Genomic DNA, 25,955 nt, shown 5'->3' with positions numbered 1-25,955 from the left:
GACCGCTGCACCCGGGCCGACGCCGGTCGCGGCTCGCCGCCTACGTCGCGCTGACGAAGCCCCGGATCATCGAGCTGCTGCTCGTCACCACGCTGCCCACGATGGTCCTCGCCGCCGACGGTTGGCCCGGGTGGTGGAAGGTCATCGTCGCGCTCGTGGGCGGGGCGATCGCCGCGGGCTCCGCCAACGCGTTCAACATGGTCCTCGACAGGGACATCGACGCGGTGATGAACAGGACCCGTGAGCGCCCGCTCGTCACCGGCGAGATCCGCCCGCGCGACGCGCTGGTCTTTGCGTCCGTCCTCGGCGTGGTCTCGGTCGCGTGGTTCGCGCTGCTGGCCAACCTCGTCGCGTCGGCGCTCACGCTGGCGGCGATCCTGCTCTACGTCGTCTTCTACACGATGATCCTCAAGCGCCGTACGAGCCAGAACATCGTGTGGGGCGGGGTGGCCGGCTGCATGCCGGTCGTCATCGGCTGGTCGGTCGTCACCGGCTCCCTCGACTGGCCGGCGCTCGTCCTCTTCCTCATCGTCTTCTTCTGGACGCCGCCGCACTACTGGCCGCTGTCGATGAAGTTCACCAAGGACTACCAGCGCGCCGGGGTGCCGATGCTCGGCGCCGTCAAGGGCGCCCCGACCGTCGCCACGCACGGACTTGTCTACGCGGTACTCACCGTGGCCACCTCGCTCGCGCTGATCCCGGTCGCGTCGACCGGCTGGTTCTACGCCGTCGCCGCCGTGCTCTCGGGCGGCTGGTTCCTGCTCCAGTGCGCGCAGCTCGTCCGGCTGGCGGGCGACCCGCGCCGGGGGCGGAAGCAGGCCATGACCGTCTTCCACGGCTCGATCACCTACCTGTCGGTGCTCTTCCTCGCCGTCGCGATCGACCCGTTCGTCCCGTGACGACCGCGGGTCGGTCCCGGGCCGCCGGTCCGGTCCGGCCGGTCGTGGTCCCGGCGCTCCCGCCGGCCTCGCCGACCCCGTCCCCGGCTCCGCGCCCATGACCCGCGACGCGCTCGACGACGCGCTCGAGCAGTACCTCGCGCACGTCGCCGTCGAGCGGGGTCTGTCCGCGCACACCGTCGCCGCGTACCGGCGCGACCTCACCCGCTACACCGGCCACCTGCGCGCCCTCGGGCGCGCCCGCCTCGCTGACGTCACGGTCGACGACGTCGCGGCCTTCGCCGCGGTGCTCGCGGACGGCTCCGACGGCGGGCGACCGCTCGCCGCGTCCTCCGCCGCCCGGGCGGTCACCGCCGCCCGGGGCTGGCACCGGTTCGCCCTCGCGGAGGGTCTCGTCGCCGACGACGTCGCCGCCCGGGTCCGGCCGCCCGTCCAGGGCCGCCGCCTGCCGAAAGCCATCGGGGTGAGCGAGGTCGAGGCGATCATCGCCGCCGCCGGCGCCGCCGAGGAGCCCCTGGGCGTGCGGGACGCCGCGCTCGTCGAGGTCCTCTACGGCACGGGCGCCCGCATCTCGGAGGCGGTCGGGCTCGCGGTCGACGACGTGGACCTGGCCGACCACGCCGTGCGCCTGTTCGGCAAGGGCCGCAAGGAGCGGGTCGTGCCGCTCGGCGGCCCCGCGGCCGACGCCGTCGGCGCGTACCTCGTCCGCGGCCGGCCCGCGCTCGCCTCGAAGGGCCGGGGGACGGCGCACCTGTTCCTCAACACGCTCGGCCGCCCGCTCTCGCGCCAGAGCGCGTGGGCCGTGCTCCGTGCCGCGGGGGAGCGTGCGGGCCTGGCCGTCGACCACCTCTCGCCGCACACGCTGCGGCACTCGTTCGCCACGCACCTGCTCGCCGGGGGCGCCGATGTCCGCGTGGTGCAGGAGCTGCTCGGGCACGCGAGCGTGACGACCACCCAGATCTACACGCAGGTCACCGTCCAGGCCCTGCGGGAGGTCTACGCGACGAGCCACCCGCGCGCCCGTGCACCCCGCAGCGGCTGAGCCGCACGCGTCGGTGGGGTGGACCGGACGGGTGGGCGCCCACGTGCCCGCGCTGCCGCGGCCGCGTCCGCCCACGCCGCGGACCGGCTGGCACGTCGGCCGTGAAGTGGGCCACGATGGGGGCATCGTCGTCGACGCTCGGAGGAGACCATGACCGCGCACGTCCCGGACACGCCCGCCTGGCAGGCACTCGCCGCGCACCACGGCGAGATCGGGCAGACCCACCTGCGCGAGCTCTTCGCCCACGCGCCGGAACGGGGCAGGACCCTGACGGCCGAGGTCGGCGACCTCTACGTGGACTACTCGAAGAATCGCGTCACCCCGCGCACGCTCGAGCTGCTCGGCGCGCTCGCGGAGGAGGTCGACCTCGCGGGGCGCACCGCCGCGATGTACGCCGGCGAGCACATCAACACCGCCGAGGACCGGGCCGTGCTCCACACGGCGCTGCGCCTGCCGCGGGACGCCGAGCTCGTGGTCGACGGACAGGATGTCGTGGCCGACGTCCACGAGGTGCTCGACCGCATGGCCGTCTTCGCCGAGAAGGTGCGCTCGGGCGAATGGACCGGGCACACGGGCAAGGCCATCACGACGGTGATCAACATCGGGATCGGCGGCTCGGACCTCGGACCGGCGATGGCCCACCGCGCCCTCGCGGCCTACGCGGACCCTCGGATCGACGTCCGGTACGTCTCCAACGTCGACGGCGACGACCTGACCGCCGCCCTCACGGGTATCGACCCCGAGGAGACCCTCGTCGTCGTCGCGTCGAAGACCTTCGGCACGATCGAGACCCTGACCAACGCGCGGTCGGCCCGGACGTGGCTCGTCGACGTGCTCGGGGACGAGGCCGCCGTCGCCAAGCACTTCGTCGCGGTGTCGACCAACGCCGAGCGGGTCGCCGAGTTCGGCATCGACACGGACAACATGTTCGGCTTCTGGGACTGGGTCGGCGGACGGTACTCGTTCACGTCCGCCGTCGGGCTCTCCGTCATGATCGCCATCGGCCCCGAGGCGTACCGCGAGATGCTCGACGGGTTCCACACGGTCGACGAGCACTTCCGCACCGCCCCGTTCGCCGAGAACGTTCCCGCGCTGCTCGCGATGATCAAGGTGTGGAACCGGAACCTCCTCGGCGCCACGACCTCCGCCGTGCTGCCCTACGCGCAGGACCTCGGCCGGTTCGCGGCCTACCTCCAGCAGCTCGACATGGAGTCCAACGGCAAGCGCGTGACCCGCGAGGGGGAGCCGGTGGAGGTGGCGACCGGGCCGATCGTGTGGGGCGAGCCCGGGACCAACGGCCAGCACGCCTTCTACCAGCTCATCCACCAGGGCACCGAGCTCGTCCCCGCGGACATGATCGGGTTCGTGCGGCCCGCGCACGAGGAGGTCGCGCTCCACCACGACCTCCTGACGGCGAACCTGTTCGCGCAGTCCGAGGCCCTCGCGTTCGGCAAGACCGCCGACGAGGTGCGCGCCGACGGCGTGCCCGAGGAGCTCGTTGCGCACAAGACTTTCCCCGGCAACCGGCCGACGACGACGATCCTCGCGCCGCGCCTCACCCCGTCGGTCCTCGGCCAGCTCGTGGCCCTCTACGAGCACGAGGTGTTCGTCCAGGGCGTGGTGTGGGGGATCAACTCGTTCGACCAGTGGGGCGTGGAGCTCGGCAAGGTGCTCGCCACCCGGATCGGCGAGGAGCTCACCGCCGAGGAGGGCCCCGCCGCCGACGCGCACGACTCCTCCACCAGCGAGCTCATCCGTCGCTACCGGGAGGCGCGCCGCTCGTGACCGGACGGTCCGCAACCGGTCGGTGACGGGCGTCTGAAGGGCGGGGACGCAGCGGGCCCGGGACCTCGACTAACCTTGAGCCGATGAGCAGCGAGCAGCCGACCCTCGACGCCGCCGGGACCGAACCGGCCGCGCCGATCTCCTGGGGCGACGAGGACTACCCGGTACCGGCCCCGTTGCCGAGCCACGGCCCGGCCCGGGTCATCGCCATGTGCAACCAGAAGGGCGGGGTCGGCAAGACGACGACGACGATCAACCTCGGCGCCGCCCTGGCCGAGTACGGCCGCAAGGTGCTCATCGTCGACTTCGACCCGCAGGGCGCCGCGTCCGCCGGGCTCGGCATCAACGCCAACGAGCTCGACCGCACCGTCTACCAGCTCATCATGGAGCGTCGGCCCGACGTCCGCTCGGCCATCCTCACGAGCCCCGTGGCGAACCTCGACGTCCTGCCCGCGAACATCGACCTCTCGGCGGCGGAGGTGCAGCTCGTCGGCGAGGTGGCCCGTGAGCAGGCCCTCGCCCGGGTGCTCGCCCCGGTGCTCGACGACTACGACGTCATCATCATCGACTGCCAGCCCTCCCTCGGCCTGCTCACGGTCAACGCGCTGACGGCCGCCCACGGCGTGCTCATCCCGCTCGAGGCGGAGTTCTTCGCGCTGCGCGGCGTGGCCCTGCTCGTCGAGACGATCGAGAAGGTGACCGACCGGCTCAACCCGCGGCTCCGCATCGACGGCATCCTCGCCACCATGGTCGACCTGCGCACCCTCCACTCGCGCGAGGTCCTCGACCGCGTGCGGGAGGCCTTCGGCGACCGCGTGTTCCGCACCGTCATCTCGCGCACCGTCAAGTTCCCCGACGCCTCCGTGGCCGCGGAGCCGATCACGAGCTACGCACCCACGCACCCGGGGGCGGACGCCTACCGGCGCCTCGCCCGCGAGCTCGTCGCCCGCGGCGATGCGGCCTGACACCGCGCCGACCGGCCCTGCAGCGGGCACCCGTCCCACCGCGGACGGGGCGCCGACGACGGGGGCCGACCCCGCGGAGCCCGCGCTGAGCTCCGAGGAGGCGGCGCAGGTACCCGCGCCGAGTCCTGAGGAGGCCGCGCAGGTGCCCGCGCTCGGCGCCGAGGAGGCGGCGCTGGCGGCCGAGGGCGGCTTCTCGATCGTCCTCGACAACTTCTCGGGCCCGTTCGACCTCCTGCTCTCACTGATCGCCAAGCACCGCCTCGACGTCACCGAGGTCGCGCTCGCGACGGTCACCGACGAGTTCATCTCCTACCTCGCGGCCGCCGACGTCTGGGACCTCGACGAGGCGAGCGAGTTCGTCGTCGTCGCGGCCACGCTGCTCGACCTCAAGGCGGCCCGGCTCCTGCCGCGCGGCGAGGTCGAGGATGCCGAGGACCTCGCGCTGCTCGAGGCCCGGGACCTGCTGTTCGCGCGGCTGCTGCAGTACCGCGCCTACAAGTCGGTCTCGGAGGACCTCGCCGAGGCGTGGGAGCGCGGGGCCCGTTCCTGGCCGCGGTCCGTCCCGCTCGAGCCGCACCTCGCCGCCCTGCTGCCCGAGCTCGTCTGGTCGGTGGGGCCGGACGACCTCGTCCGGCTCGCCGCCGCGGCCGAGGCAGGTCGGCCCGCGCCCCCCGGCGTCGGGGTCGACCACCTGCACGACCCGCTCGTGCCGGTCCCGGGCCAGGCCGCGATCCTCGTCGACCGGCTCCGGCGCGGGCGCACCGTCACCTTCCGGCAGCTCGTCGCCGACGCGCCCACGACCGGCCACGTCGTCTCCCGCTTCCTCGCCCTGCTCGAGCTGTTCCGGCAGGGTGCCGTCGGGTTCGAGCAGGCCGAGGCGCTGGCCGAGCTGTCCGTGCGATGGACGGGCCCGGAGCAGGGCGACGTCGTCGTCGGGGACCCCACCGAGGTGGGCGGGCCGGAGACCGGACCGGACGCGGCGGACGAGGAACCGGGGCCGGCCCCGGAGCCCGCGGTGGACCGGGGTGGCGACACGGCGCCGGACGGCGACGACGACGAACGAGACGACCCGAGGAGCGCATCGTGACCGCGGAACCCGACGAGGTCCGCCCCGGCGTGCCCGCCACCGACGAGCCGGGGAGCGGCGAGCCCACGCAGGACACCCTCGACGAGGTGCATGCGCGCCCCGGGACGGACGAGCTGCACGCCGCGATCGAAGGCGTCCTCATGATCGTCGACGACCCGGTGCCCGCGCTCGACCTTGCCGGTGTGCTCGGGGTGCCCACCGAGCTCGTCACCGAGGCCCTCGGCGAGCTGGCGGCCGAGTACCGCGGCGAGCGCGGCGGGCGGCGCCGGGGCTTCGAGCTCCGTGAGGTCGGCGGCGGGTGGCGGATCTACTCCTCGCCCGCGGTCGCCGACGTCGTCGGGCGGTTCGTCGTCGACGGCCAGACCGCGCGCCTCACCCAGGCCTCCCTCGAGACGCTCGCCGTCATCGCCTACCGCCAGCCGGTCACGCGTGGCCGCGTGGCGGCGGTGCGCGGCGTCAACGTCGACGGCGTCGTCCGCACCCTGCTCGCCCGCGGCCTCGTGGCCGAGGCCGGCCCCGCCGAGGAGGGCGGCGCCATGACGTTCCGCACCACGACCGCGTTCCTCGAGCGGATGGGGCTGAGCTCGCTCGACGAGCTGCCGCCGCTCGCGCCCTACCTGCCCGACCTCGGCGCCGACGGCGTCGACCCGACCGAGGGAGCGTCATGACCGACCCGCACACGCCCGAGGGCGTCCGACTCCAGAAGGTGCTCGCCGGGGCGGGCGTCGCCTCGCGGCGCGCCTCCGAGGAGCTCATCGTGGCCGGCCGGGTGAGCGTGGACGGCCAGGTCGTGCGGGAGCTCGGCACGCGCGTCGACCCGGCCACCGCCGTCATCCACGTCGACGGATCCCGCGTCCAGCTCGACGAGAGCGCCCTCACCCTCGCCCTCAACAAGCCGCGCGGCGTCGTCTCGACGATGGACGACCCGGACGGCCGCCCCTCGCTCGCCCAGTACGTCGAGGGCCGTTCCGAGCGGCTCTTCCACGTGGGCCGGCTCGACGCCGACTCCGAGGGGCTGCTCCTGCTGACGAACGACGGGGAGCTCGGCCACCGGCTCACGCACCCGTCCTACGAGGTGCCCAAGACCTACCTCGCGACCGTCGAGGGACGGATCCCCAAGGCCGTCTCCACCCAGCTGCGCGAGGGCCTCGAGCTCGAGGACGGGTTCGTCCGCCCGTCCGAGGTGACGATCAAGGACACGGCGCCCGACGCGACCCTCGTCGAGATCGTCCTGCACGAGGGCCGCAACCACATCGTGCGCCGCATGTTCGAGCAGGTCGGCCACCCGGTCACCCGCCTGCTGCGCACGCGCATCGGCTCGATCGTGCTCGGCGACCTGCGCCCCGGGCGCACCCGCGTCATCGCCGGCCCCGAGCTCGGCGCGCTCATGGCGTCGGTGGGCATGTAGCCGTCGACCCGGCGGGGTCCGCCGGTGCGCGACGCGCCACGAGCAGGAAGTCGCGTCTTGCGTAAGTAACTAACCTGGTTAGTATGTTCGTGTGTACTCCGACCCGGTGCAGCGCATCGTCACCTCCTTCCACGACCACGCGTCGATGGATCCCGACGGGGAGCTCCTCGATCGGGCCGGACTGAGCGACGACGATCTGGCGGAGATCGCCGACGTCATGCGCGCGCTCCAGGCGTGGAAGGCCGAGGAGGCGCGAGCTTCGAAGGCGTCGAGCGACTACATGGAGCTCTCCGAGCGGGACATGCAGGCGCTCCGACTCGTCATGGGCGGCGCCCGGATCGGCGCGGTCGTCACCCCGGCGATGGTGGCCGAGTACCTCGGGCTCACCAGCGCGGCGGTGACGAAGATGCTCGACCGGCTCCAGACCGGCGGCCACGTCGTCCGTTCCGCGCACCCCAGCGACCGCCGGGGTGTCGCACTCACTGTCACCCCGAGCACGCAGCAGAGCGCGCGGGGGCATGTCGGCGTCCAGCACGCCGGCAGGTTCGCGGCCGCCGCGCGCCTGAGCTCTGCCGAGCGACGCGTGGTCACGCGGTTCCTCGCCGACCTGGCACAGCGCTCCGCGGACGGGCCGGACGGTACCGGGCACGACGAGCCGACCGGGGGCCGACCCGACGAGTCCGACCACGGCCGACAGCACGAGCCGACCGGGGGCCGACCTGATGCGGACGGGATCGACCGATGACGCAGATCGCACAGCGTGTCCCCACGCTCTCCGCGCGTGCCACCGACGAGAGCGAGCTCGACGGACGTCTGCGGGAGGTGACCGACGAGCTGCGCACACGTGCCGCCCGGCACCACCACGCGTTCAGGGACCTCGTCGATCACCTCGCCGGACTCGTGCTCGGCGGCAAGCGGCTGCGCTCCCGCCTCCTGCTGGCCGTGTGGCGCAGCCTGTCCCGCGGGGACCGGCAGGCCGACGCCGCGCTCGACGTGGCCTGCGCGCTCGAGCTCCTGCACAACGCGCTCCTCGCCCACGACGACGTCATCGACAACGACACGGTCCGCCGGGGCGAACCGAACGTCTCCGGCCGCGCCGCTGCCCGAGCTGCACGCCTCGGCACCGCCCGGGGCGCCGCCGACGCCTTCGGCGCCGCCTCCGGCATCATCGCAGGGGACCTGCTGCTTGCCACCGCCCAGCGCCTCGTCGCCACCTGCGACGTCGACACCACCACGCGGCGCAGGCTGGTCGAGCTCCTCGACGAGGCGATCGTCGACGCGGCGGCCGGCGAGCACGCCGACGCGTGGTTCGGCCTCGGTTCCGAGGAGTCCGACGCCGGACGCGTGCTGCGCACGACCGAGCTGAAGACCGCCCGCTACTCCTTCCAGGCGCCGCTCGTGGCCGCCGCGGTCCTCGCCGGCACCGACCACCACACCGCCGCCGCGCTCGACCGGATCGGCCGGGGCCTGGGGGTCGTCTACCAGCTGCGGGACGACGTCCTGGGTGTGTACGGCGACCCCGAGCTCACCGGGAAGTCGGTCCATGGCGACCTGCGCGAGGGCAAGCAGACGCTGCTCGTCTCGGTCGCCCGGACCTCGCCGGGGTGGACGCAGGTCGCGCACCTGTTCGGGTCGCCCACCCTGACCGACGCCGGCGCCGAGGAGCTGCGCGCCGTCATCCGGGACTCCGGCGCGCTGGCCGAGGTCGAACGCACGGTGCGCGCCGAGTGCGACGCCGTGCGCCGACACATCGAGGAGGCCGGGCTCGACGCGGACCTCGAACGACTGCTCCTCGACGTGCTCGCCCGGTGCGCGGAGCGTGCGGCATGAGCGCGTCCGCCGCCCTCGACCGGTACGACCGCGCCTCGGCGAAGGTCTCCCGGGTCGTGCTGCACGAGTACTCGACCTCGTTCGGCCTGGCCAGCCTCCTGCTCGCCCGGGAGATGCGTCCCCACATCGCCAACGTCTACGGGATCGTGCGGGTCGCCGACGAGATCGTCGACGGACCCGCCCACGCCGCCGGTCTCGACGCCGCGGCCCGGGGCGAGGTGCTCGACCGGCTCGAGGACGACGTCCGGCGTGCCTGCGCCGTGGGCTACAGCGCCAACCCGGTCGTGCACAGCTTCGCCACCACCGCCGGCCGGTTCGGCATCGGGCAGGACCTCACGGGGCCGTTCTTCGCCTCCATGCGGGCCGACCTCACGCCCGTCGCCTTCACCCAGGAGATGCTCGACGAGTACGTCTACGGCTCGGCGGAGGTCATCGGGCTCATGTGCCTGCGGATCTTCCTCGGCGGCGAGGACACCTCGCCGGACCGCCGAGCCCGCCTCGAGCACGGCGCACGCCGGCTCGGCGCGGCGTTCCAGCGGATCAACTTCCTGCGGGACCTGGCCGAGGACCAGCGCGAGCTCGGCCGCACCTACTTCCCGGACCTACCCGGGGGCAGACTCGACGACGAGCGCAAGGCCGAGATCACCGCGGCCGTCCGGCTCGACCTGTCGGCGGCGCGGAGCACCCTGCCCGAGCTGCCCGCGGGCGCCCGGCCGGCCGTGACCGCCGCCCTGCGCCTGTTCGCCGAGCTCAACCGACGGATCGAGCGGACCCCGGCCGCGCTCGTCGTCGAGCGCCGGGTCCGGGTCCCGGGCCCGACGAAGGTGCGGATCCTCGTCGGGGCGATGCGCGCCACGGAGCGCACGGCGTGACGGCGGCCGACGCCGGTCGGGCGGCGAGCCCCGCACGCCCCCTGCGCGTGGCGGTGGTGGGCGGGGGAATCAGCGGCCTCGCGTCCGCCGCGCTACTCGCCCACGAGGGGCACGACGTCACCCTCCTCGAGCGGCACGACGTGCTCGGCGGGCGGGCCGGTCGGTGGGAGAGCGCCGGGTTCGTGTTCGACACCGGCCCGTCCTGGTACCTCATGCCCGAGGTGTTCGAGCACTTCTTCCGGCTGCTCGGCACGACGACGGCGGAGCAGTACGACCTCGTCCGGCTCGACCCGGCCTACCGCGTGCTCTTCGAGCCGCCGCCCGGGAAGCCCGTCGACGAGCTCGTCGTCCGTTCGGACCGGGAGGCGACGGCCGCGTCGTTCGAGCGGGTCGAGCCGGGCGCGGGCGCCCGCATCACCCGGTACCTCGAGTCGGCCGAGCAGACCTACGCCACCGCCGTCGACGCGTTCCTCTACAACCCGTTCCGGGACGTGCGCACGCTGCTGTCCCGGCCGGTCCTGCGACGCCTGCCCACCCTCGCGCGGCTGCTCACCACCTCGATGCACCGCCACGCGGGCCGCGCGGTGAGCGACTCCCGGCTGCACCGCGTCCTCGACTACCCGGCGGTGTTCCTCGGCGCGTCGCCGTTCACGGCACCGGCGATGTACCACCTCATGAGCCACATGGACCTTGCCGACGGGGTGTTCCATCCGCGCGGAGGGTTCTCCGCCGTCGTCGACTCGATCCAGCGGCTCGCCCGCGCGCACGGGGCGACCCTGATCACGGGCGCGGACGTCACGCGGATCGAGACCCGCGACGGCCGGGCGACGGGCGTGCGGTGGCGGGACGCCTCCGGTGACGGCGAGCACCGCCAGGGCGCGGACCTCGTCGTCTCCACCGCGGACCTGCACCACACCGAGACCGAGCTGCTCGTGCCGGGCAGCCGGGACCGCTCGCGGCGCCACTGGCGGCGGCTCGACCCGGGGCCGGGCGCCGTGCTCGTCATGCTCGGTGTCACGGGTGACCTGCCGCGGCTCGAGCACCACACCCTCCTGCTGGCCGAGGACTGGCGCGCGGGGTTCGAGCAGATCTTCGGCCCGGACGCCCAGGTGCCCGAGCCGCCGTCCCTCTACGTCTGCCGGCCGAGCGCCACCGACCCCTCCGCCGCCCCGGACGGGCACGAGAACCTCTTCGTGCTCGTCCCGGTGCCGGCGCGGACGGACATCGGTTCGGGCGGGATCGACGGCTCCGGCGACGAGCGCGTCGAGCGGATCGCCGACGCGGCCATCGAACAGGTCGCGCGGTGGGCGGGCATCCCCGATCTCGCCGAGCGGGTGGTCGTCCGTCGCACCGTGGGGCCGCGCGACTTCGAACGGGACTTCTCGTCCTTCCGGGGAGGTGCGCTGGGCCCTGCCCACACGCTCCGGCAGAGCGCGTTCCTCCGTGGACGCACCGCCTCGAGACGCGTCGCCGGCCTCGTCACCGCCGGCGCCACGTCGGTGCCCGGGATCGGAGTCCCCATGTGCCTCATCAGCGCCGAGCTCGTGCTCAAGCACGTGCGCGGTGACCGGACGGCCGGCCCGCTGCCCGAGCCCGCCCGAGGTGCGCCGGTCATGCCTGGGGCCGGGGACAGTTCCGGTGCCCGCGAGCCGGTCACGGCGTCCCCGGGCCCGGACGTCCACGCGGGAGGTCCACGATGAGCTGGGCCTACCTGACCGCGCTGCTGGTCTCGACGGCCGGCATGGCGACGATCGACGCGCGGCACCGCCTCTTCCTCTGGCACGCCCCGGGTCGCGCCGCAGTCGTCGTCCTCGTCGGCACCGCCTACCTCCTGGCCTGGGACGCCGCCGGCATCGCCACCGGACTGTTCCGGCACCTCGACTCGCGGTTCGCCACGGGTCTGCTCCTGGCCCCGCACATGCCGATCGAGGAGATCGTGTTCCTCGTCTTCCTCAGCTACCTGACGATGGTCCTGCTCATGGCAGCGGGCCGCGCGCTCGGACGGACGCGACGCCCCGCGCCGCGGTCGGGGGACGGGGGACCGTCGTGACCTACCTCGTCCTCTGCGCGATCTTCCTGCCGCTCTCGGCCCTCGTCCTCGCCGCGGGCCTGCTGCGCTCGGGGCGGGCACGGGCGCTCGTCCGCGCGTGGTGGCTGCCGGCCCTCGTCACCGCGGCGCTCCTCGCGGTCCTCACGGTCGTGTTCGACAACCTCATGGTCGCCGCCGGGCTGTTCGACTACGACTGGGACGGCCTGACCGGCGTGCGGCTGGGACGCATCCCGGTGGAGGACCTCGCCTACCCGCTCGGCGCCCTCGTCCTGCTGCCGGGGGTGTGGCTGCTGCTCGCGCCACGCCGCGACGCTCGCCGTGACGCCGAGGAGGACCGATGAGCCGGCCGCAGGCCCGCCCCGGGACCCCGTCGACCACCGGTGCCGGGCACGGTACGCGTGGGCGCCGCTCGCTCGGTCGGACGCTCCTCGTCACGTCCCGTCCGGTCAGCTGGATCAACACCGCCTACCCGTTCGCGGCCGCCTACCTCCTGAGCGGCGGCCGGGTCGACGCCGTCCTCGTCGTCGGGTCCCTGTTCTTCCTCGTGCCCTACAACCTCGCGATGTACGGCATCAACGACGTGTTCGACCACGCCTCCGACCTCCTCAACCCGCGCAAGGGCGGAGTCGAGGGCGCCCTGCTCGTGCCTGCCCGGCACCGCGCGGTCCTGGTCGCGGTGGCCGTCGCCGTCGTGCCGTTCGTCGTCGTCCTCGTCCTCCTCGGGGACCCGGTGTCGTGGCTCGTCCTCGGTCTCGTCCTCCTCGCCGTCGTCGCCTACTCGGCGCCCGGGCTGCGGTTCAAGGAGATCCCGTTCCTCGACTCGGCGACCTCCAGCGCCCACTTCACCGGGCCCGCCGTCTACGGCGCGGTCATGGCCGGGAACGGGTTCTCGCCGCCCCTGGTCCTCGTGCTCGTCGCGTTCTACCTCTGGGGAGCAGCTGCCCACGCCTTCGGGGCGGTGCAGGACGTCGTCCCCGACCGCGCCGGGGGCCTGTCGTCGATCGCCACCGTGCTCGGTGCCCGCTGGACCGTGCGGGTCTCGGTGGGCCTGTGGACCGCGGCCGGGCTGCTCATGCTCGCCGTCCCGTGGCCGGGCCCCCTGGGAGCGCTCGTCGCGGTGCCCTACATCGTCACCGCGCTCCCGTACGTCGGCGTCCCCGACTCCGGGTCCCCGCGGACGAACCGGGGCTGGCGGCGCTTCCTCGTCATCAACTACGTGTGCGGCTTCGCCGTCACGATGATCCTCATCCACGCCGCCACGAGAGGGGCATGACCGATGGACCCGACCACCCGCCGCACCGTGCGCAGGGCCGACCGACCGCGCACGGTCCTCGTCACCGGCGCCACCGGCTACGTCGGCGGGCGCCTCGTCCCCGAGCTGCTCGAGGCGGGCCACCGCGTCCGGGCCCTCGTCCGCACGCCGGACAAGCTGCGCGACGTCCCGTGGGCCGCGGACATCGACGTCCGGCAGGGCGACCTGCTGCACGGGCCGCCCCCGGACGAGGCGATGGACGGCGTGGAGGTCGCCTACTACCTCGTGCACGGCATGTCCGCCCGCGGCGACTTCCAGGGGGACGAGCTGCGCGCCGCACGGAGGTTCGCGCGGGCCGCCGAGGCCGCCGGGGTACGCCGCATCGTCTATCTCGGCGGGCTGCACCCCAGGGACGAACCCCTCTCGCCGCACCTGCGCTCACGCGTGGCGGTCGGGGAGGTGTTCCTGGCGAGCTCCGTGCCGTCCGTCGTCCTCCAGGCGGGGACGATCATCGGGTCCGGGTCGGCCTCGTTCGAGATGGTGCGGCACCTCGCCGACGTGCTGCCGCTCATGCCCGCGCCCAGGTGGGTGCGCAACTCGGTGCAGCCGATCGCCGTCCGGGACGTGCTGCACTACCTGGTCGAGCTCGCGTCGGTGCCGGGCGACATCGACCGCGCGTTCGACATCGGGGGACCGGACGCGCTGACGTACGCCGACATGCTCAACGGGTTCGCGCGCGAGCACGGGCTGCCGCGGCGGACGATCATCGCCCTGCCGGTGCTCACGCCCTGGCTGGCCTCGCAGTGGATCAACCTCGTCACGCCGATCCCGCGGGACCTGGCGGTGCCCGTCGTGGGCTCGCTGCGCCACTCGTGCGTCGTCACGGAGCGGGACATCGACGCGGTCGTGCCCCCGCCGGACGGGGGGCTGCTCCCGTACCGCACGGCGGTCCGGCTCGCTCTCGCCCGGACCACCGACCGGGACGTGCCGACGAGCTGGCGCGGCGCGACCCCCGCCGGCGCGCCGAGCGACCCGCTGCCGTCGGACCCGGACTGGGCCGGCGAGCGCGTGCTCACCGACGACCGCACGCGGACGACGACCGCCTCACCCCGGACGCTGTGGCCCTTCATCGAGGGGATCGGTGGCGAGAACGGCTGGTACTCCTTCCCGCTCGCCTGGGCCGTGCGGGGCGCGATCGACAAGCTCGCGGGCGGCGCGGGGCTGCGCCGCGGCCGGCGCGACGCCGCGCGACTGCACGTGGGCGACGCGCTCGACTTCTGGCGGGTCGAGGCGCTCGAGCCGGAGCGCCTGCTCCGGCTCCGGGCGGAGATGAGGATGCCCGGCAGGGCGTGGCTCGAGCTGGGCGTCGAGCCCGACGGGACCGGCTCGGTCTACCGGCAGCGGGCGATCTACCACCCGCGTGGACTCTCCGGCCGCCTGTACTGGCTCGTGCTCGTCCCGTTCCACGCCGTGATCTTCGGCGGGATGACGGAGCGGATCACCGCGGCCGCGGAGGCGGCCGAGGAGGACCCGCGCCGCGCCGGGGGAGCGGACGGCGGCGCCGGAGCGGAACGAGACTCCGACGCGGCGGCGAGCGAGGGTGCCGGCACCACCGCGGCCGTCCGCGGACGGGCGGGTGCGTAGGTGCGTCTCTGGTCCCTCCACCCTCAGTACCTCGACCGCCAGGGACTGACCGCGGCGTGGCGCGAGGCGCTGCTCGCCCAGTCGGTCCTGGTCAGGGGCGCGGGCGGCTACGCGAACCACCCCCAGGTCGACCGCTTCCGCGCCGAGGCCGACCCGCTCGCGTCCCTCGGCCGGTACCTCGACGGGATCGCCGACGAGGCGGACGCCCGCGGCTATCGGTTCGACCGGTCGAAGATCGTCGCGCAGGCGGACGCTCGAGCGACCGTGAGCACCATGACCGTCACGCGCGGGCAGCTCGCCCACGAGTGGGCCCACCTGCTCGCCAAGCTCGAGCTCCGCAGCCCCGACGTGCGTCGGCAGCTCGCCGACGTCAGCCGTCCCGACCCGCACCCGTCGTTCACCGAGGTCCCCGGGCCCGTGGCGGCCTGGGAACGGGGGGCCACCCGGCACGAGAGGACATCGCATGTCGCACAGCGCACCGGCACCTGACCCCGCGGCCCGGACGGCCCCGGCGCCGACGAGGGCCGACCGGCTCCGGCAGGTCGTCGTCTCCGTCAGCGCGCCGCTCGCGATCCTCGGCGCCATGGTCGGCTCCGGCGCTCTCGGCGGCGACCCGATGGCCGAGGCCGCCGGTGGGGCGTTCGCCGCGGACGCCACCCACGTGGCCCCCGCCTCCCCGGCCTTCTCGATCTGGTCGGTGATCTACCTCGGGCTGGTCGCCTACGCCGTGTGGCAGTGGTTCCCCGGGCAGGCGAGCGCGGAGCGGCACCGCCGCGTCGGCTACCTCGTGGCCGGGTCGATGCTGCTCAACGCCGCGTGGCTGCTCGTCGTCCAGGCCGGGTGGCTCGCCGTGAGCGTCGTCGTCATGGCGCTCCTGCTCGGGACCCTGCTGATCGTCGCCGCGATCCTCGGGCGCCGGGCACCCACGGGAGCCGTGGACGCGATCGTCACGGACGGCACCATGGGCCTCTACCTCGGCTGGATCGTCGTGGCCACCGTCGCGAACGTCGCGGCCGTGCTCGCGGAGGCCGGCCTGCGTGAGTCCGTGCGCACCCCCGACGTGTGGTCGGTCGGTGTGCTCGCCCTCGTCGGCCTCGTCGGCTGCGCCCTCGCCCTGTGGGACCGCGGACGCCTCGCGCCGGGCGTGGCGATCTGCTGGGGCCTGGCATGGGTCGGCGTCGCCCGGCTCACCGGTGACCTCGAGTCCGTCCCGGCCGCGACCGCCGCCCTCGCCGCCGCGGCGGTGGTCGCCCTCGTCACGGTGGTGGCCCGCGTCCGTCGGTCCGGGGCCACGCCTCGGCGGTGACACAGGGACACCCGCCCGCCGCGCCGGTAGCCTGCGGTGGCATGGCTCACCTCCTGCGACTGGACTCCTCCGCCCGCCCCGACGGCTCCGTCTCCCGCGCGATCACCGGGGCGTTCGCCGACGCCTGGTCGTCCGTCGCCGGGACGAGCGTCACGTGGCGCAACCTGCACAACGACTCGGTTCCGCACCTCCCGCACGCCGACCTGCACTGCGCGCCGCCGCTGCGCCCGACGGGGGCGACGATCAGCCACCGGGTCGAGGAGTTCCAGCTCGAGCTCGTCGGCGAGCTGATCGGGGCCGACGTCCTGCTCGTCGGCGCTCCGCTGTACAACTACACCCTGCCCTCGACCCTCAAGGCGTGGCTCGACCACGTGCACGTCCTCGGCATGACGGCTCCGTTCCTCGAGCTCGACACGCAGCCGCTCGCCGGCCGCCCCGCGATCGTCGTCTCCGCCCGCGGAGCGACGTACGACGACGACGCCGGTCCCGCCGACCACGCCCGCCCGGTCCTCGACGCGGTGCTCGGCGGAGCCATGGGCATGGAGCTCACCTACATCGGCGCGGACGCCACGCTCGCCGACCTCGTGCCGGCGATGGCACCGCTCAAGGAGCGCGCCGAGTCCGAGCGGGCCGCCGCCCTGGCGACGGCGGCGGAGCTGGGGGAGCGGCTCGCGCGCGAGGCGGTGGCCGCCGAGGGGGCGGCCGCCCGGGGCGACGGCACCTCCTGACGCGGTGGGGCACGGCATCCGACCTCGGGACGGCGCGTGACCACGGGACGGCGCGCCGCCTGGGCTAGCCTTCCCCGGTGACCGCCGACCTTCCCCGACCCGCCTCGGCGACCGCCGGACCGGTCCGGATCGTCGGGACCGGCCTGCTCGGCGCGAGCCTCGGCCTCGCCCTGCGGGCACGCGGGGTCGACGTCCGGCTCGCCGACACGTCCCCGATCTCACTGGCCCTCGCGCGCGACCTCGGAGCGGGCGACATCGACGAGGCGGTTCGTGCGTCCGCCACGGGCGACGGTGACGTATCCGGTCAGGGTTCCCCAGCGCTCGTCGTCGTCGCCACCCCGCCCGACGTCGCGGCGGAGGTCGCCCTGCGCGAGCTCGCCGACCACCCGGGCGCGGTCGTCACGGACGTGGCGTCCGTCAAGGACGTCGTCGCCCAGGAGATCCTCGCCTCGGCGGGCGCCGACGCGGAGCGCTACGTCGGCTCGCACCCGATGGCCGGCCGGGAGCGCTCGGGCGCGACCGGCGCCGACGCCGACCTGTTCGCCGGTCGCCCGTGGGTCGTCGTCCCCACCGGCCGCTCCTCGGCGGACGCGGTGCGGGTGGTGCGCACGCTCGCCCAGGACGTCGGGTCGTTCGTCGTCGACATGGCGGCGGACGAGCACGACCGCGCCGTCGCCGTCGTCTCCCACCTGCCCCAGGTCCTGTCCTCGCTGGTCGCCGGGCGGCTCACCCACGCCGACGAGGCTGCGCTCGGCCTCGCGGGCCAGGGCCTGCGCGACACCACGCGCATCGCCGCCGCCGACCCTCGGCTGTGGAGCGCCATCCTCACCGGCAACGCGGCCGCGCTCGCGCCCGAGCTGCGCGCGATCCGTGACACGCTCGACGACGTGGTCGCCGCGCTCGACGCGGGCGTCGCCGACCCGCTCGCCCCGGGGGCGGTGCGCCCGCTCGCCGACGCGATCCGGGTCGGCAACGAGGGCGCCGCCCGCATCCCGGGCAAGCACGGGGGAGCGCCACGCCGCTACGCGGAGGTCACCGTGCTCGTCCCGGACGCGCCCGGCCAGCTCGGGCGCCTGTTCACCGAGGTGGGGGACGCGGGCGTGAGCATCGAGGACCTCACCATCGAGCACTCGGCGGGCCAGAGCGTGGGCCTCGTCCGACTGTCGGTGGTGCCGTCCGCCGCCGCTGAGCTGGAGACCGAGCTCGACACGAGAGGCTGGAGGGTCGTCGCCTCATGACCACGCAGGACACACCGGGAGAGCCCGCGAGCCGCTGGCCCGACCTGCCCGGACGCGGGGACGGGCTGCTCGTCGCCATCGACGGACCCGCCGGCTCGGGCAAGTCGACCGTCGCCCGCCGGGTCGCGGGCGAGCTCGGTCTCGCCTACCTCGACACCGGCGCCATGTACCGGGCGGCCACCCACTGGTGCCTGTCCGGCGACGTCGACCTCGTCGACCCGGACCCCGCGGCCGTCACGGCGCGCGTCGCCACCATGCCGCTGACGATGGTCCTCGACCCCGACCGGCCGCGCACACTGCTCGACGCCGAGGACGTGTCCGAGGCGATCCGCACCCCGCAGCTCACGCGCCGGGTCGCCGCCGTGGCCTCGAACCTCGCCGTGCGTGCGGACCTTCTGCGGCGCCAGCGCTCGATCGTCGTCGACGAGACGACGACCGGGCAGGACTCCGTCTCGGGCGGCCGCGGGGTGGTGGCCGAGGGCCGCGACGTGACGACCGTCCTGGCCACCGACGCCGATGTCCGACTCCTGCTCACCGCCAGCGAGGAGGCGCGGCTCGCCCGCCGGGCACGCGAGGTGCGCGGCTCGAGCGACGCCGCCGCCGTCGACGCGACCCGCGCGGAGGTCCTCGGCCGCGATGCCGCGGACTCCGCGACCACGAGCTTCCTCACCGCCGCGGACGGGGTGACCACCCTCGACACGTCCGACCTCGACCTGCCCGAGGTGATCGCCGCCGTCCTCACGCTGGTGTCCTCGACGAAGGGAACCCGATGACCGAGAAGGACCCCCGCTCCCGCGGCCGGCGCACCTCCGCCGACGACATCTTCCGCTGGGGCCCGGTCTGGTCCCGGCGGGTCGGCCAGGTGCTGGCCCACGGCTGGTGGCGGACCCGGATCATCGGCGCGGAGAACATCCCGGCGTCCGGCCAGGTCATCGTCGCGTCCAACCACACCGGCATCGTCGACGGTCCGCTCCTGCACGGCGCGCTCCCGCGCGGCTCGCACATGATCATCAAGCAGGAGTTCTGGGACAGCCCCCTCGGCTTCCTCATGACCCTCGCCGGCCAGATCCCCGTGGACCGCAAGGCCGGCCGCAACGCGCTGCAGATCGCCAAGCAGTTCCTCGCCGAGGGGCGGGTCGTCGGGATCTTCCCCGAGGGCTCGCGCGGCCGCGGCGACGCGAGCCAGGTCCACGCCGGGGTCGCCTGGCTCGCCGTGCAGTCGGGCGCGCCGGTCGTCCCCGTGGCGATCCTCGGCACCCGACCCCCCGGCACGCCGCGCTCGTACGTCTCGCCGCCGCGTGCGAGGCTGACCGTCGTCATCGGTGAGCCGCTGACCATCGAGGTGCCCGCCGGCGCCTCGGGCCGCACCGCGATCACCGCGGCGATGGACCAGATCGGCCGCGCGCTCGCGGCGCACGTCGCCGACTCCGTGGCGCGCACCGGCATCCCGCTACCCGACGACGAGGACCCCCGATGACCGAGACACCCGGACCCGACGGTCCGACCGAGCCCACCGAGCCCGGCTACGTCGTCGGCGACTGGGACTCCGACGTCCCGCCGGAGCGCCCCGAGGTGCCCGAGTCCGACGACGCCGAGGAGTCACGCCGGGCCGAGGCGCTCCTCGCGGGCCTGCGCCAGTACGACCTGGGCGACGAGGACCTTGCGGTGCTCGGCGGTCAGGGCGAGCTCGAGCCGGACGAGGAGATCGAGTCCGGGCTGCCGGTCCTCGCCGTCGTCGGTCGTCCCAACGTGGGCAAGTCGACCCTCGTCAACCGGATCCTCGGCCGCCGGGAGGCGGTCGTCCAGGACACCCCCGGCGTCACGCGGGACCGGGTGAGCTACCCCGCCGAGTGGAGCGGGCGACGCTTCACGCTCGTCGACACCGGCGGCTGGGAGATCGACGCCCGCGGCCTCGACGCACAGGTCGCGCAGGCCGCGGAGACGGCCATCGACCTGGCCGACGCCGTCCTCCTCGTCGTCGACGCCACCGTGGGGCCGACCGACACCGACGAGCGCGTCGTCCAGCTCCTGCGCCGCTCGGGCAAGCCGGTCGTCCTCGTGGCCAACAAGATCGACTCCGCCTACCAGGAGCCCGACGCCGCCATGCTGTGGTCGCTCGGCCTCGGCGAGCCCCACCCGGTCTCGGCGATGCACGGCCGGGGCAGCGGCGACGCGCTCGACGCGGCGATGGCGGTGCTGCCCGAGGTCTCGGCCGTGGCGGCCCCGATCCCGCCGGGTGGCCCGCGTCGCGTCGCCCTCGTCGGACGCCCCAACGTCGGCAAGTCGTCCCTGCTCAACTCGCTCGCCGGCACGGAGCGGGTCGTCGTCAGCGACGTCGCGGGCACCACGCGCGACCCGGTCGACGAGATCGTCCACCTCGGCGACGTGCCCTGGTGGTTCGTCGACACCGCCGGCATCCGGCGGCGCGTGCACCAGACCAGCGGGGCCGACTACTACGCCTCGATCCGGACCCAGGCGGCGATCGAGCGCGCCGAGGTCGGGGTCGTGCTCATGGACGCGTCCGAGCCGCTCGCCGAGCAGGACCTCCGCGTGGTCCAGCAGGTCGTCGACGCCGGTCGCGCGCTCGTCATCGTCATGAACAAGTGGGACCTCGTCGACGACGAGCGGCGCCACATGCTCGAGCGGGAGATCGAGCGGGACCTCGTCCAGGTCACCTGGGCGCCGCGGATCAACCTCGCGGCGATGACCGGCTGGCACACGAACCGCCTCGCCCGCGCGCTGGAGGCGTCGCTCGACTCGTGGTCGACCCGCATCCCGACCGGGCGCCTCAACGCCTTCATCGGCGAGCTCGCGGCCGCCCACCCGCACCCTGTGCGCGGCGGGAAGCAGCCGCGCGTCCTCTTCGCCACCCAGGTCTCCACCCGGCCGCCGCGGTTCGTCCTGTTCGCCTCGGGCTTCATCGAGGCGGGCTACCGGCGCTTCATCGAGAACCGCCTGCGCTCGGAGTTCGGGTTCGTCGGCACCCCCATCGAGATCTCGGTCCGGGTCCGCGAGCGGCGCCGTGCCTGATCCCGCGCGCGTCGCCCCACCCGGTCCGGACGACGGAGCCGTCGCGCGACGCGCGGGGCAGACCGACCGGCCGGCGGGGCAGACCGACCGGCCGGCGGCCGGCGGTGCGTCCGGGAGCGATCAGCCCGGCCGGGGCGAGCGCCTGGGATTCGCCGTCGGGGACGTCTTCATGGGCGGGGCGAGCTCGCTCATCTCGGTCCTCTACCTCATCTTCCTCACCGACGTGGTCGGCCTCAGGCCGGGCCTCGCCGGGTCGGTGGTGCTCGTGGCCAAGGTGTGGGACGCGGTCAACGACCCGCTCATGGGCGCCCTGTCCGACCGCACGCGCACTCGGTGGGGCCGGCGCCGGCCGTTCATGGTGGTGGGAGCGATCCTGCTCGTCCCCGCGATGGCGCTGCTGTGGCTGCCGCAGGTGCCGGCCACCGGGCAGCTGCCGATGTTCGTCTGGGCGGTCGCGTCCTACGTCCTGTACGCCACGGTGCAGACCGTCATGGCGGTCCCGTACTCGTCCCTGTCGACCGAGATCGCCACGGACTACGACGTCCGCAACCGGGCCAACACCCTGCGGCTGCTGCTCTCGACCGTCTCGTCCGCCGTCTGCTCGCTGCTCGCGACCGCCCTGTTCGAGGCCTACCGTTCGGGCGACCTGTCCGCCACCGGCCTCTACCTGGGCATCGTGCTCGGCGTCGGCGCCGTGCTCACCGCGTGCGTGCTGGTCTCGGCCCTCGTGTCCCGCGAGCGCACCCCGCTGCCGACGAGCGTCCAGTCCGTGTCCCTGCGCACCTTCACCGCCCCGCTGCGGCTGCGGACGTTCCGTCGGCTGCTGGGGATGTACCTCAGCCACTCCCTGGCCCTCGACATCATCACGACGACGCTCCTGTACTACACGCTCTACGTCGTCACCGGCGTGAGCACCCAGGTGGTCCTCGGGATCTTCATCGCCGTCAACGTCGTCGCCTACCCGATCGTCACGGCCCTCGTGGGCCGGGTGTCCAAGGTGACCGTCTACCGCACCCTCCTGCCGCTCGGGGTCGTCGCCGCCCTCGGGGTGGCCCTGTACCCGGCGTCGTGGCCGGCCTGGGGCGTCTACGCCGTCGCGCTCCTGCTCGCCACGGGCATGGCGGGGGCCCAGCTCATGCCGTGGGTGATGTTCGGCGACGTGGTCGACGACGCCGACCTCGCCACGGGGCGCCGGGACGCCGGGTCGTTCAGCGGGATGATGACGTTCGTCCGCGGCCTCGCGACGGCGGTCGTCGTCCAGGTCATCGGCCTCGTCCTCGAGCTCACCGGCTACGTCGCGCCCGCGGACAACGAGGTGGTCGAGCAGTCCGACGCCACGCAGTGGGGGATCCGGCTCGTGCTCGGGATCGGCGTGGCGGGCATGCTGCTCGCGGGCCGGCAGGTGGCGCGGGACTACTCGATCTCCCGCGAGCGCGCGCTCGCCACCGCGGACGAGCTCGCGTCCCGGCGCGCGGGTGGGGTGGAGGCGTCATGAGCCCGCGGCGACTCATCCGGTTCGCGCGCGGCGAGCAGATCCATCCGTCCTACGACCCCGGCATGGGGGAGAAGATGGGTCCCGCCGGGTTCGCCGCCCTGCCGGACCTCGTGGCCGGACGACCCGTCGACGTCTCCCCCCTGCTCGATCGCGCCCGCTTCGTCGACCTGCGGATCGACTGCGCCGACTTCCGTGCCCTCACGCTCGCGCGGGTCGTGCACGCCGACCTCGCGAACGCCCGGGGCGGGACGCACGACGACGACGCAGCCCCGGTGCCGGACGTGGAGCACGGCGCGGGCGCGAGGACGCGCGCCGGCGACTCGGGCCCGGGGACCGGCCCGAACGTCGACTCCGCGCCCTGGCGGCTCCCGATCGCGGTCCGCGAGCGGATACGTGAGAGCCTCACCGGCTTCCGGTACTCCCTCGACGTGCCCGGGGACGACTCGATGTGCCTGTGGTCGGAGAACCACCAGGTCGTGGCGGCGGTCGCGGAGCACGCCGCCGGCCTCGCGTACCCGGACGCCGAGTTCACGGCCTCGGGCCTCACGGGCGCGGAGCACGCCGGGCGGGCCGCGGGACGGCTGCGGACGTGGCTCGCGGACCGGTTCCGCATCGGCTTCGTCGAGTGGCTCTCACCCACGTACTACGAGGAGGACGCGGCCGCGCTCGCCGTCCTCGTCGACGTCGCGGCCGACGACGACCTGCGGGAGCGCGCCCGCGGCGTCCTCGACCTCCTCGTGCTCGACCTCGCGCTGCACTCGGCCGGAGGGCTGCTGGTCGGGAGCGCGGGCCGGGCCTACGGGGAGCAGAAGCTCGAGCCGGAGACCCAGCAGGTCGCGCCGGTGCTGGCGGAGCTGCTCGGCCCGGCGGTGCCCGGACGTGGCCCCGGAACCGGCCCTGCGGCGGAGGACGGCCGTTCCGCCGCGGCGGACCGGCTCGGCGGGCTCGTGCGCGTGTCGTCCTACCGCGCGCCCGAGGTGGCGCGGGCGATCGTCGCCGAGACCGCCCCGCTGCTCGTCAGGGCGAGCTTCGGCCTCGAGGTCGAGGAGGTCGCCGGCTACGTCGATGACCCGCGCGACCTCGAGCGCACCGGCCTGCTGCTGTGGTCGATGGAGTCCTTCACCGACCCCGAGTCGGTGGTGACGACCATGGAGCTGATGGAGCGCTGGCAGCTGTGGAACAACCGGTTCCTCGCCCCGCTCGGCGGTTTCCGGCGGCTTCCGCGCCGATCGCTGCCGGCGCTCGTGCGCGGCGTCGACCCCGCCACCCGCGGCGTGTCGATCCGCCGGGCCGACGTGACGACCTGGCGCCGCGGGGGCCTGGCCCTGTCCTCCGCGCAGCATCACCACGCGGGCGCGTACGGCGACCAGCAGCACCTGTGGCAGGCCACGCTGCCCGGCGGTGTCGCGGTCCTGGCCACCCACCCGGGCAGGGCGATGTTCGACGACGTCGCCCGCAACTTCTCGCCCTCGGCCTGGACCGGGAACGGCCGCAACCCCGAGGTGGCGCAGGACGGGCAGGTCCTGCTCGCCCTCCACCGGCTCGGTGGTCGCCACGGTTACCTCGAGCGGGAGCGCCACCGGTGGTCGCACCTGCTGTGGCCGACCGAGCGGTTCGAGCGCGCGGAGCGGGGCGACGACTGGCTCGTGGCCCGCTCCGGCGACGGCCTCGTCGGTGTCCGCTCCCTGCGTCCGCTCCGGGTCGGCGACGGCGACGAGCTCGTCCAGGCCGGCCTGCTCACCGGTTGGGCCGTGGTCGTGGCCGACGCGGAGGAGGGGTTCGAGGCATTCCGGGACCGGGTGCGGGAGGCGAGCCTCGAGACCCGGGACGGGGGGAGCACGCTCGTCCTGCGACTCGAGGGGGACGAGGGGGCGCGAGCAACCGAGGCGGACAGGCACACCGGCCGGATCCCCGCCGGCGAGTGGCGGCTGCACTGGCGCGGCGCCCTCGAGCGCGACGGCGTCCCGCTCAGCCGCCCGCACCCGAGGCTCGCGTTCGGCGACACCGAGGTCGAGCGGTTCCCCGAACGCATCACGGTCCACCACGGCGGGCACATGCTCGAGCTCACCGAGCGCGGTCGGGTCGGGGCGACGCGGTGAGGCACGCGCTGGCCCGCACGGTCGACCTGCTCGACGACGTCGTCGCGCGAGACGCCGGGCGCCCGGTGCGGCCGTGGATGTGGGGGCCGGCCCTCCTCGGGCACGCGCTCGCCGAGGTCGAGGCCGCCGCCGGGGACCGCGGCTACGGTGCCTGGCTCGCCCGCTTCGCCGACCACCACCTCGCCCGTGGCGTGCGTCCGGTCAGCGCCGACACGATCGCGCCGGCGCTCGTCACCGCCGAGCTCGCCCGCCGCACCGGAGAGGCGCGCTACGCCGAGGCGACCGACCGGGCTCTGGCGTTCGCACTCGCCGAGGAGGTCGTCGGCGGACCCGACGGCGGGGGAGCGGCGAACCACCTCGGCTCGTCCGGGTACGCGCGGTACTACCCGCGGTCCGTGTGGGTCGACTCGCTGATGATGGTCGGCGTGCTCGCGGCGCGCGAGGGGGCGGCGCGCTCCGACGCGCGCCTGACCTCGATGGCAGCCGCGATGCCCGGTGCCTTCGCCGACCTCCTCCAGGACCCGGCCACCGGGTTGTGGTCGCACGCGTGGTGGGCGCCGGGAACGTTCGGTGGCGCGCGCGGACGTCGCTACCCACGGGTCCCGTGGGCGCGCGGCAACGCCTGGGTGGTGGCCGCGCTGCCGCTCATCGCCGAGCCGCTGCTCGTGGAGCGGCCCCTCGCGGGGGAGCCGCCCCTCGCGGGGGAGCGGCCCCTCGCCCACCATGGTGCGGGAGCACCTTCAAAGGGTGCCGACGGAGCCGTGTCGCGTGTCGGAGGACCGGCGACCGACGTCGGTCTCTGCCGGCTGCGCGAGGTCCTGGCGAGCACGAGCGCCGCCCTGATCGCACGAATGCGCCCCGACGGCACGTGGCCCACCCTGCTCGCCGCCCCCGGCGGGTACCGCGAGCTGTCCGCGACGGCACTGGTCGCCGGTGGCTGGCTGCGCGCGGTCCGGCTCGGTCTCCTCGGGCCCCAGTACCTCAGACCTGCGCGCCGCGCGCTGGCCGCGGTGGTCGGCGCCGTCGACCGCACCCGTGGCCGCTGGTCGCTCCCGGAGATCTCGGGGCCGACGATCCCGCTGCCGGTCCTGCCGCGCGCGGGCTACCTCGCCGTCCGGCCGGGGCGGGATCATCCGTGGGGGCTCGCCGCCCTCGCGCTGGCCGCGCTCGAGGACGAGCGGCTCGGTTGAGCGTGGCGCGGTGGTGCGGTGGTGCGGTGGTGCCG

Annotated in this window: 25 protein-coding genes; all 25 read left to right on the top strand. The window is 74.7% G+C overall.

The window, feature by feature from the left end; translation table 11 throughout:
* Positions 1-5 precede the first annotated feature (5 nt).
* The 25 genes from AC24FB_RS00370 (at position 6) to AC24FB_RS00250 (ending at position 25,920) form a co-directional block, all read left to right on the top strand.
* Positions 6-899 carry a heme o synthase gene (locus AC24FB_RS00370; RefSeq protein WP_425714239.1) on the top strand — a complete coding sequence of 298 codons (894 nt, stop codon included), beginning with the start codon at positions 6-8 and terminating at the stop codon, positions 897-899.
* Between the two features lie 97 nt (positions 900-996).
* Positions 997-1,941, top strand: coding sequence for a site-specific tyrosine recombinase XerD (locus tag AC24FB_RS00365; protein ID WP_425714158.1), 945 nt, complete (start codon positions 997-999; stop codon positions 1,939-1,941).
* A gap of 150 nt (positions 1,942-2,091) precedes the next feature.
* Entirely contained in the window at positions 2,092-3,726 is a 1,635-nt protein-coding gene (gene pgi / locus AC24FB_RS00360) for a glucose-6-phosphate isomerase (RefSeq protein WP_425714157.1), read from the top strand.
* An 83-nt stretch (positions 3,727-3,809) separates the two neighbouring features.
* Positions 3,810-4,691, top strand: a complete 882-nt coding sequence (locus AC24FB_RS00355) for a ParA family protein (protein ID WP_425714156.1) — start codon at positions 3,810-3,812, stop codon at positions 4,689-4,691.
* A complete protein-coding gene (locus AC24FB_RS00350; RefSeq protein WP_425714155.1) occupies positions 4,681-5,778 on the top strand; it encodes a segregation and condensation protein A in 1,098 nt (365 codons plus the stop codon). Before AC24FB_RS00355 ends, AC24FB_RS00350 begins: the two co-directional genes overlap by 11 nt.
* Positions 5,775-6,446 (top strand): SMC-Scp complex subunit ScpB, encoded by a 672-nt coding sequence (gene scpB, locus AC24FB_RS00345; protein ID WP_425714154.1) that lies wholly within the window; start codon positions 5,775-5,777, stop codon positions 6,444-6,446. The genes AC24FB_RS00350 and scpB overlap by 4 nt, the downstream gene beginning before the upstream one ends.
* The gene (locus AC24FB_RS00340) at positions 6,443-7,186 is read left to right on the top strand and encodes a pseudouridine synthase (protein ID WP_425714153.1); all 744 of its coding nucleotides are present in this window, start codon (positions 6,443-6,445) and stop codon (positions 7,184-7,186) included. The genes scpB and AC24FB_RS00340 overlap by 4 nt, the downstream gene beginning before the upstream one ends.
* A 91-nt stretch (positions 7,187-7,277) precedes the next feature.
* Complete coding sequence (locus AC24FB_RS00335; protein ID WP_425714152.1) at positions 7,278-7,931, top strand: MarR family winged helix-turn-helix transcriptional regulator; 654 nt, start codon at positions 7,278-7,280, stop codon at positions 7,929-7,931.
* Positions 7,928-9,016 (top strand): polyprenyl synthetase family protein, encoded by a 1,089-nt coding sequence (locus AC24FB_RS00330; RefSeq protein WP_425714151.1) that lies wholly within the window; start codon positions 7,928-7,930, stop codon positions 9,014-9,016. The genes AC24FB_RS00335 and AC24FB_RS00330 overlap by 4 nt, the downstream gene beginning before the upstream one ends.
* A complete protein-coding gene (locus tag AC24FB_RS00325) occupies positions 9,013-9,888 on the top strand; it encodes a phytoene/squalene synthase family protein (RefSeq protein WP_425714150.1) in 876 nt (291 codons plus the stop codon). Before AC24FB_RS00330 ends, AC24FB_RS00325 begins: the two co-directional genes overlap by 4 nt.
* Positions 9,885-11,588 carry a phytoene desaturase family protein gene (gene crtI / locus AC24FB_RS00320; RefSeq protein WP_425714149.1) on the top strand — a complete coding sequence of 568 codons (1,704 nt, stop codon included), beginning with the start codon at positions 9,885-9,887 and terminating at the stop codon, positions 11,586-11,588. Before AC24FB_RS00325 ends, crtI begins: the two co-directional genes overlap by 4 nt.
* Positions 11,585-11,938 carry a lycopene cyclase domain-containing protein gene (locus AC24FB_RS00315; protein ID WP_425714148.1) on the top strand — a complete coding sequence of 118 codons (354 nt, stop codon included), beginning with the start codon at positions 11,585-11,587 and terminating at the stop codon, positions 11,936-11,938. Before crtI ends, AC24FB_RS00315 begins: the two co-directional genes overlap by 4 nt.
* Positions 11,935-12,279 carry a lycopene cyclase domain-containing protein gene (locus tag AC24FB_RS00310; protein WP_425714147.1) on the top strand — a complete coding sequence of 115 codons (345 nt, stop codon included), beginning with the start codon at positions 11,935-11,937 and terminating at the stop codon, positions 12,277-12,279. Before AC24FB_RS00315 ends, AC24FB_RS00310 begins: the two co-directional genes overlap by 4 nt.
* Positions 12,276-13,211 carry a prenyltransferase gene (locus AC24FB_RS00305; RefSeq protein WP_425714146.1) on the top strand — a complete coding sequence of 312 codons (936 nt, stop codon included), beginning with the start codon at positions 12,276-12,278 and terminating at the stop codon, positions 13,209-13,211. Before AC24FB_RS00310 ends, AC24FB_RS00305 begins: the two co-directional genes overlap by 4 nt.
* A 3-nt stretch (positions 13,212-13,214) precedes the next feature.
* Positions 13,215-14,834 (top strand): SDR family oxidoreductase, encoded by a 1,620-nt coding sequence (locus AC24FB_RS00300; RefSeq protein WP_425714145.1) that lies wholly within the window; start codon positions 13,215-13,217, stop codon positions 14,832-14,834.
* Positions 14,835-15,323: a pyrimidine dimer DNA glycosylase/endonuclease V gene (locus tag AC24FB_RS00295; RefSeq protein WP_425714144.1), complete on the top strand. Its 489-nt coding sequence runs from the start codon at positions 14,835-14,837 to the stop codon at positions 15,321-15,323.
* Positions 15,298-16,140 (top strand): TspO/MBR family protein, encoded by an 843-nt coding sequence (locus AC24FB_RS00290; protein WP_425714143.1) that lies wholly within the window; start codon positions 15,298-15,300, stop codon positions 16,138-16,140. Before AC24FB_RS00295 ends, AC24FB_RS00290 begins: the two co-directional genes overlap by 26 nt.
* A 41-nt stretch (positions 16,141-16,181) precedes the next feature.
* Entirely contained in the window at positions 16,182-16,868 is a 687-nt protein-coding gene (locus AC24FB_RS00285) for an FMN-dependent NADH-azoreductase (RefSeq protein ID WP_425714142.1), read from the top strand.
* Positions 16,869-16,945: 77 nt separating this feature from the next.
* Positions 16,946-18,106: a prephenate dehydrogenase gene (locus tag AC24FB_RS00280; RefSeq protein WP_425714141.1), complete on the top strand. Its 1,161-nt coding sequence runs from the start codon at positions 16,946-16,948 to the stop codon at positions 18,104-18,106.
* The gene (gene cmk, locus AC24FB_RS00275) at positions 18,103-18,879 is read left to right on the top strand and encodes a (d)CMP kinase (protein WP_425714140.1); all 777 of its coding nucleotides are present in this window, start codon (positions 18,103-18,105) and stop codon (positions 18,877-18,879) included. Before AC24FB_RS00280 ends, cmk begins: the two co-directional genes overlap by 4 nt.
* The gene (locus tag AC24FB_RS00270) at positions 18,876-19,583 is read left to right on the top strand and encodes a lysophospholipid acyltransferase family protein (RefSeq protein ID WP_425714139.1); all 708 of its coding nucleotides are present in this window, start codon (positions 18,876-18,878) and stop codon (positions 19,581-19,583) included. Before cmk ends, AC24FB_RS00270 begins: the two co-directional genes overlap by 4 nt.
* Complete coding sequence (gene der, locus AC24FB_RS00265; RefSeq protein ID WP_425714138.1) at positions 19,580-21,136, top strand: ribosome biogenesis GTPase Der; 1,557 nt, start codon at positions 19,580-19,582, stop codon at positions 21,134-21,136. Before AC24FB_RS00270 ends, der begins: the two co-directional genes overlap by 4 nt.
* Positions 21,129-22,631, top strand: a complete 1,503-nt coding sequence (locus tag AC24FB_RS00260) for an MFS transporter (protein WP_425714137.1) — start codon at positions 21,129-21,131, stop codon at positions 22,629-22,631. The genes der and AC24FB_RS00260 overlap by 8 nt, the downstream gene beginning before the upstream one ends.
* The gene (locus AC24FB_RS00255; RefSeq protein WP_425714136.1) at positions 22,628-24,730 is read left to right on the top strand and encodes a hypothetical protein; all 2,103 of its coding nucleotides are present in this window, start codon (positions 22,628-22,630) and stop codon (positions 24,728-24,730) included. The genes AC24FB_RS00260 and AC24FB_RS00255 overlap by 4 nt, the downstream gene beginning before the upstream one ends.
* Positions 24,727-25,920: a glycoside hydrolase family 88 protein gene (locus tag AC24FB_RS00250; protein WP_425714135.1), complete on the top strand. Its 1,194-nt coding sequence runs from the start codon at positions 24,727-24,729 to the stop codon at positions 25,918-25,920. Before AC24FB_RS00255 ends, AC24FB_RS00250 begins: the two co-directional genes overlap by 4 nt.
* Positions 25,921-25,955: the final 35 nt, after the last annotated feature.

This window comes from Georgenia sp. Z1344, assembly GCF_057652375.1.
Note: the sequence above shows the minus strand (reverse complement) of the source record. Positions and strands in the feature narration are given on the sequence as shown.

Coding starts and splice junctions, on each gene's coding strand:
- AC24FB_RS00270 (WP_425714139.1), top strand. CDS start 18,876: ATGACCGAGAAGGACCCCCGCTCCCGCGGCCGGCGCACCTCCGCCGAC.
- AC24FB_RS00285 (WP_425714142.1), top strand. CDS start 16,182: ATGGCTCACCTCCTGCGACTGGACTCCTCCGCCCGCCCCGACGGCTCC.
- AC24FB_RS00330 (WP_425714151.1), top strand. CDS start 7,928: ATGACGCAGATCGCACAGCGTGTCCCCACGCTCTCCGCGCGTGCCACC.
- der (WP_425714138.1), top strand. CDS start 19,580: ATGACCGAGACACCCGGACCCGACGGTCCGACCGAGCCCACCGAGCCC.
- AC24FB_RS00300 (WP_425714145.1), top strand. CDS start 13,215: ATGGACCCGACCACCCGCCGCACCGTGCGCAGGGCCGACCGACCGCGC.
- AC24FB_RS00355 (WP_425714156.1), top strand. CDS start 3,810: ATGAGCAGCGAGCAGCCGACCCTCGACGCCGCCGGGACCGAACCGGCC.
- AC24FB_RS00305 (WP_425714146.1), top strand. CDS start 12,276: ATGAGCCGGCCGCAGGCCCGCCCCGGGACCCCGTCGACCACCGGTGCC.
- AC24FB_RS00325 (WP_425714150.1), top strand. CDS start 9,013: ATGAGCGCGTCCGCCGCCCTCGACCGGTACGACCGCGCCTCGGCGAAG.
- AC24FB_RS00315 (WP_425714148.1), top strand. CDS start 11,585: ATGAGCTGGGCCTACCTGACCGCGCTGCTGGTCTCGACGGCCGGCATG.
- AC24FB_RS00365 (WP_425714158.1), top strand. CDS start 997: ATGACCCGCGACGCGCTCGACGACGCGCTCGAGCAGTACCTCGCGCAC.
- AC24FB_RS00340 (WP_425714153.1), top strand. CDS start 6,443: ATGACCGACCCGCACACGCCCGAGGGCGTCCGACTCCAGAAGGTGCTC.
- cmk (WP_425714140.1), top strand. CDS start 18,103: ATGACCACGCAGGACACACCGGGAGAGCCCGCGAGCCGCTGGCCCGAC.
- pgi (WP_425714157.1), top strand. CDS start 2,092: ATGACCGCGCACGTCCCGGACACGCCCGCCTGGCAGGCACTCGCCGCG.
- AC24FB_RS00350 (WP_425714155.1), top strand. CDS start 4,681: ATGCGGCCTGACACCGCGCCGACCGGCCCTGCAGCGGGCACCCGTCCC.
- AC24FB_RS00290 (WP_425714143.1), top strand. CDS start 15,298: ATGTCGCACAGCGCACCGGCACCTGACCCCGCGGCCCGGACGGCCCCG.
- AC24FB_RS00255 (WP_425714136.1), top strand. CDS start 22,628: ATGAGCCCGCGGCGACTCATCCGGTTCGCGCGCGGCGAGCAGATCCAT.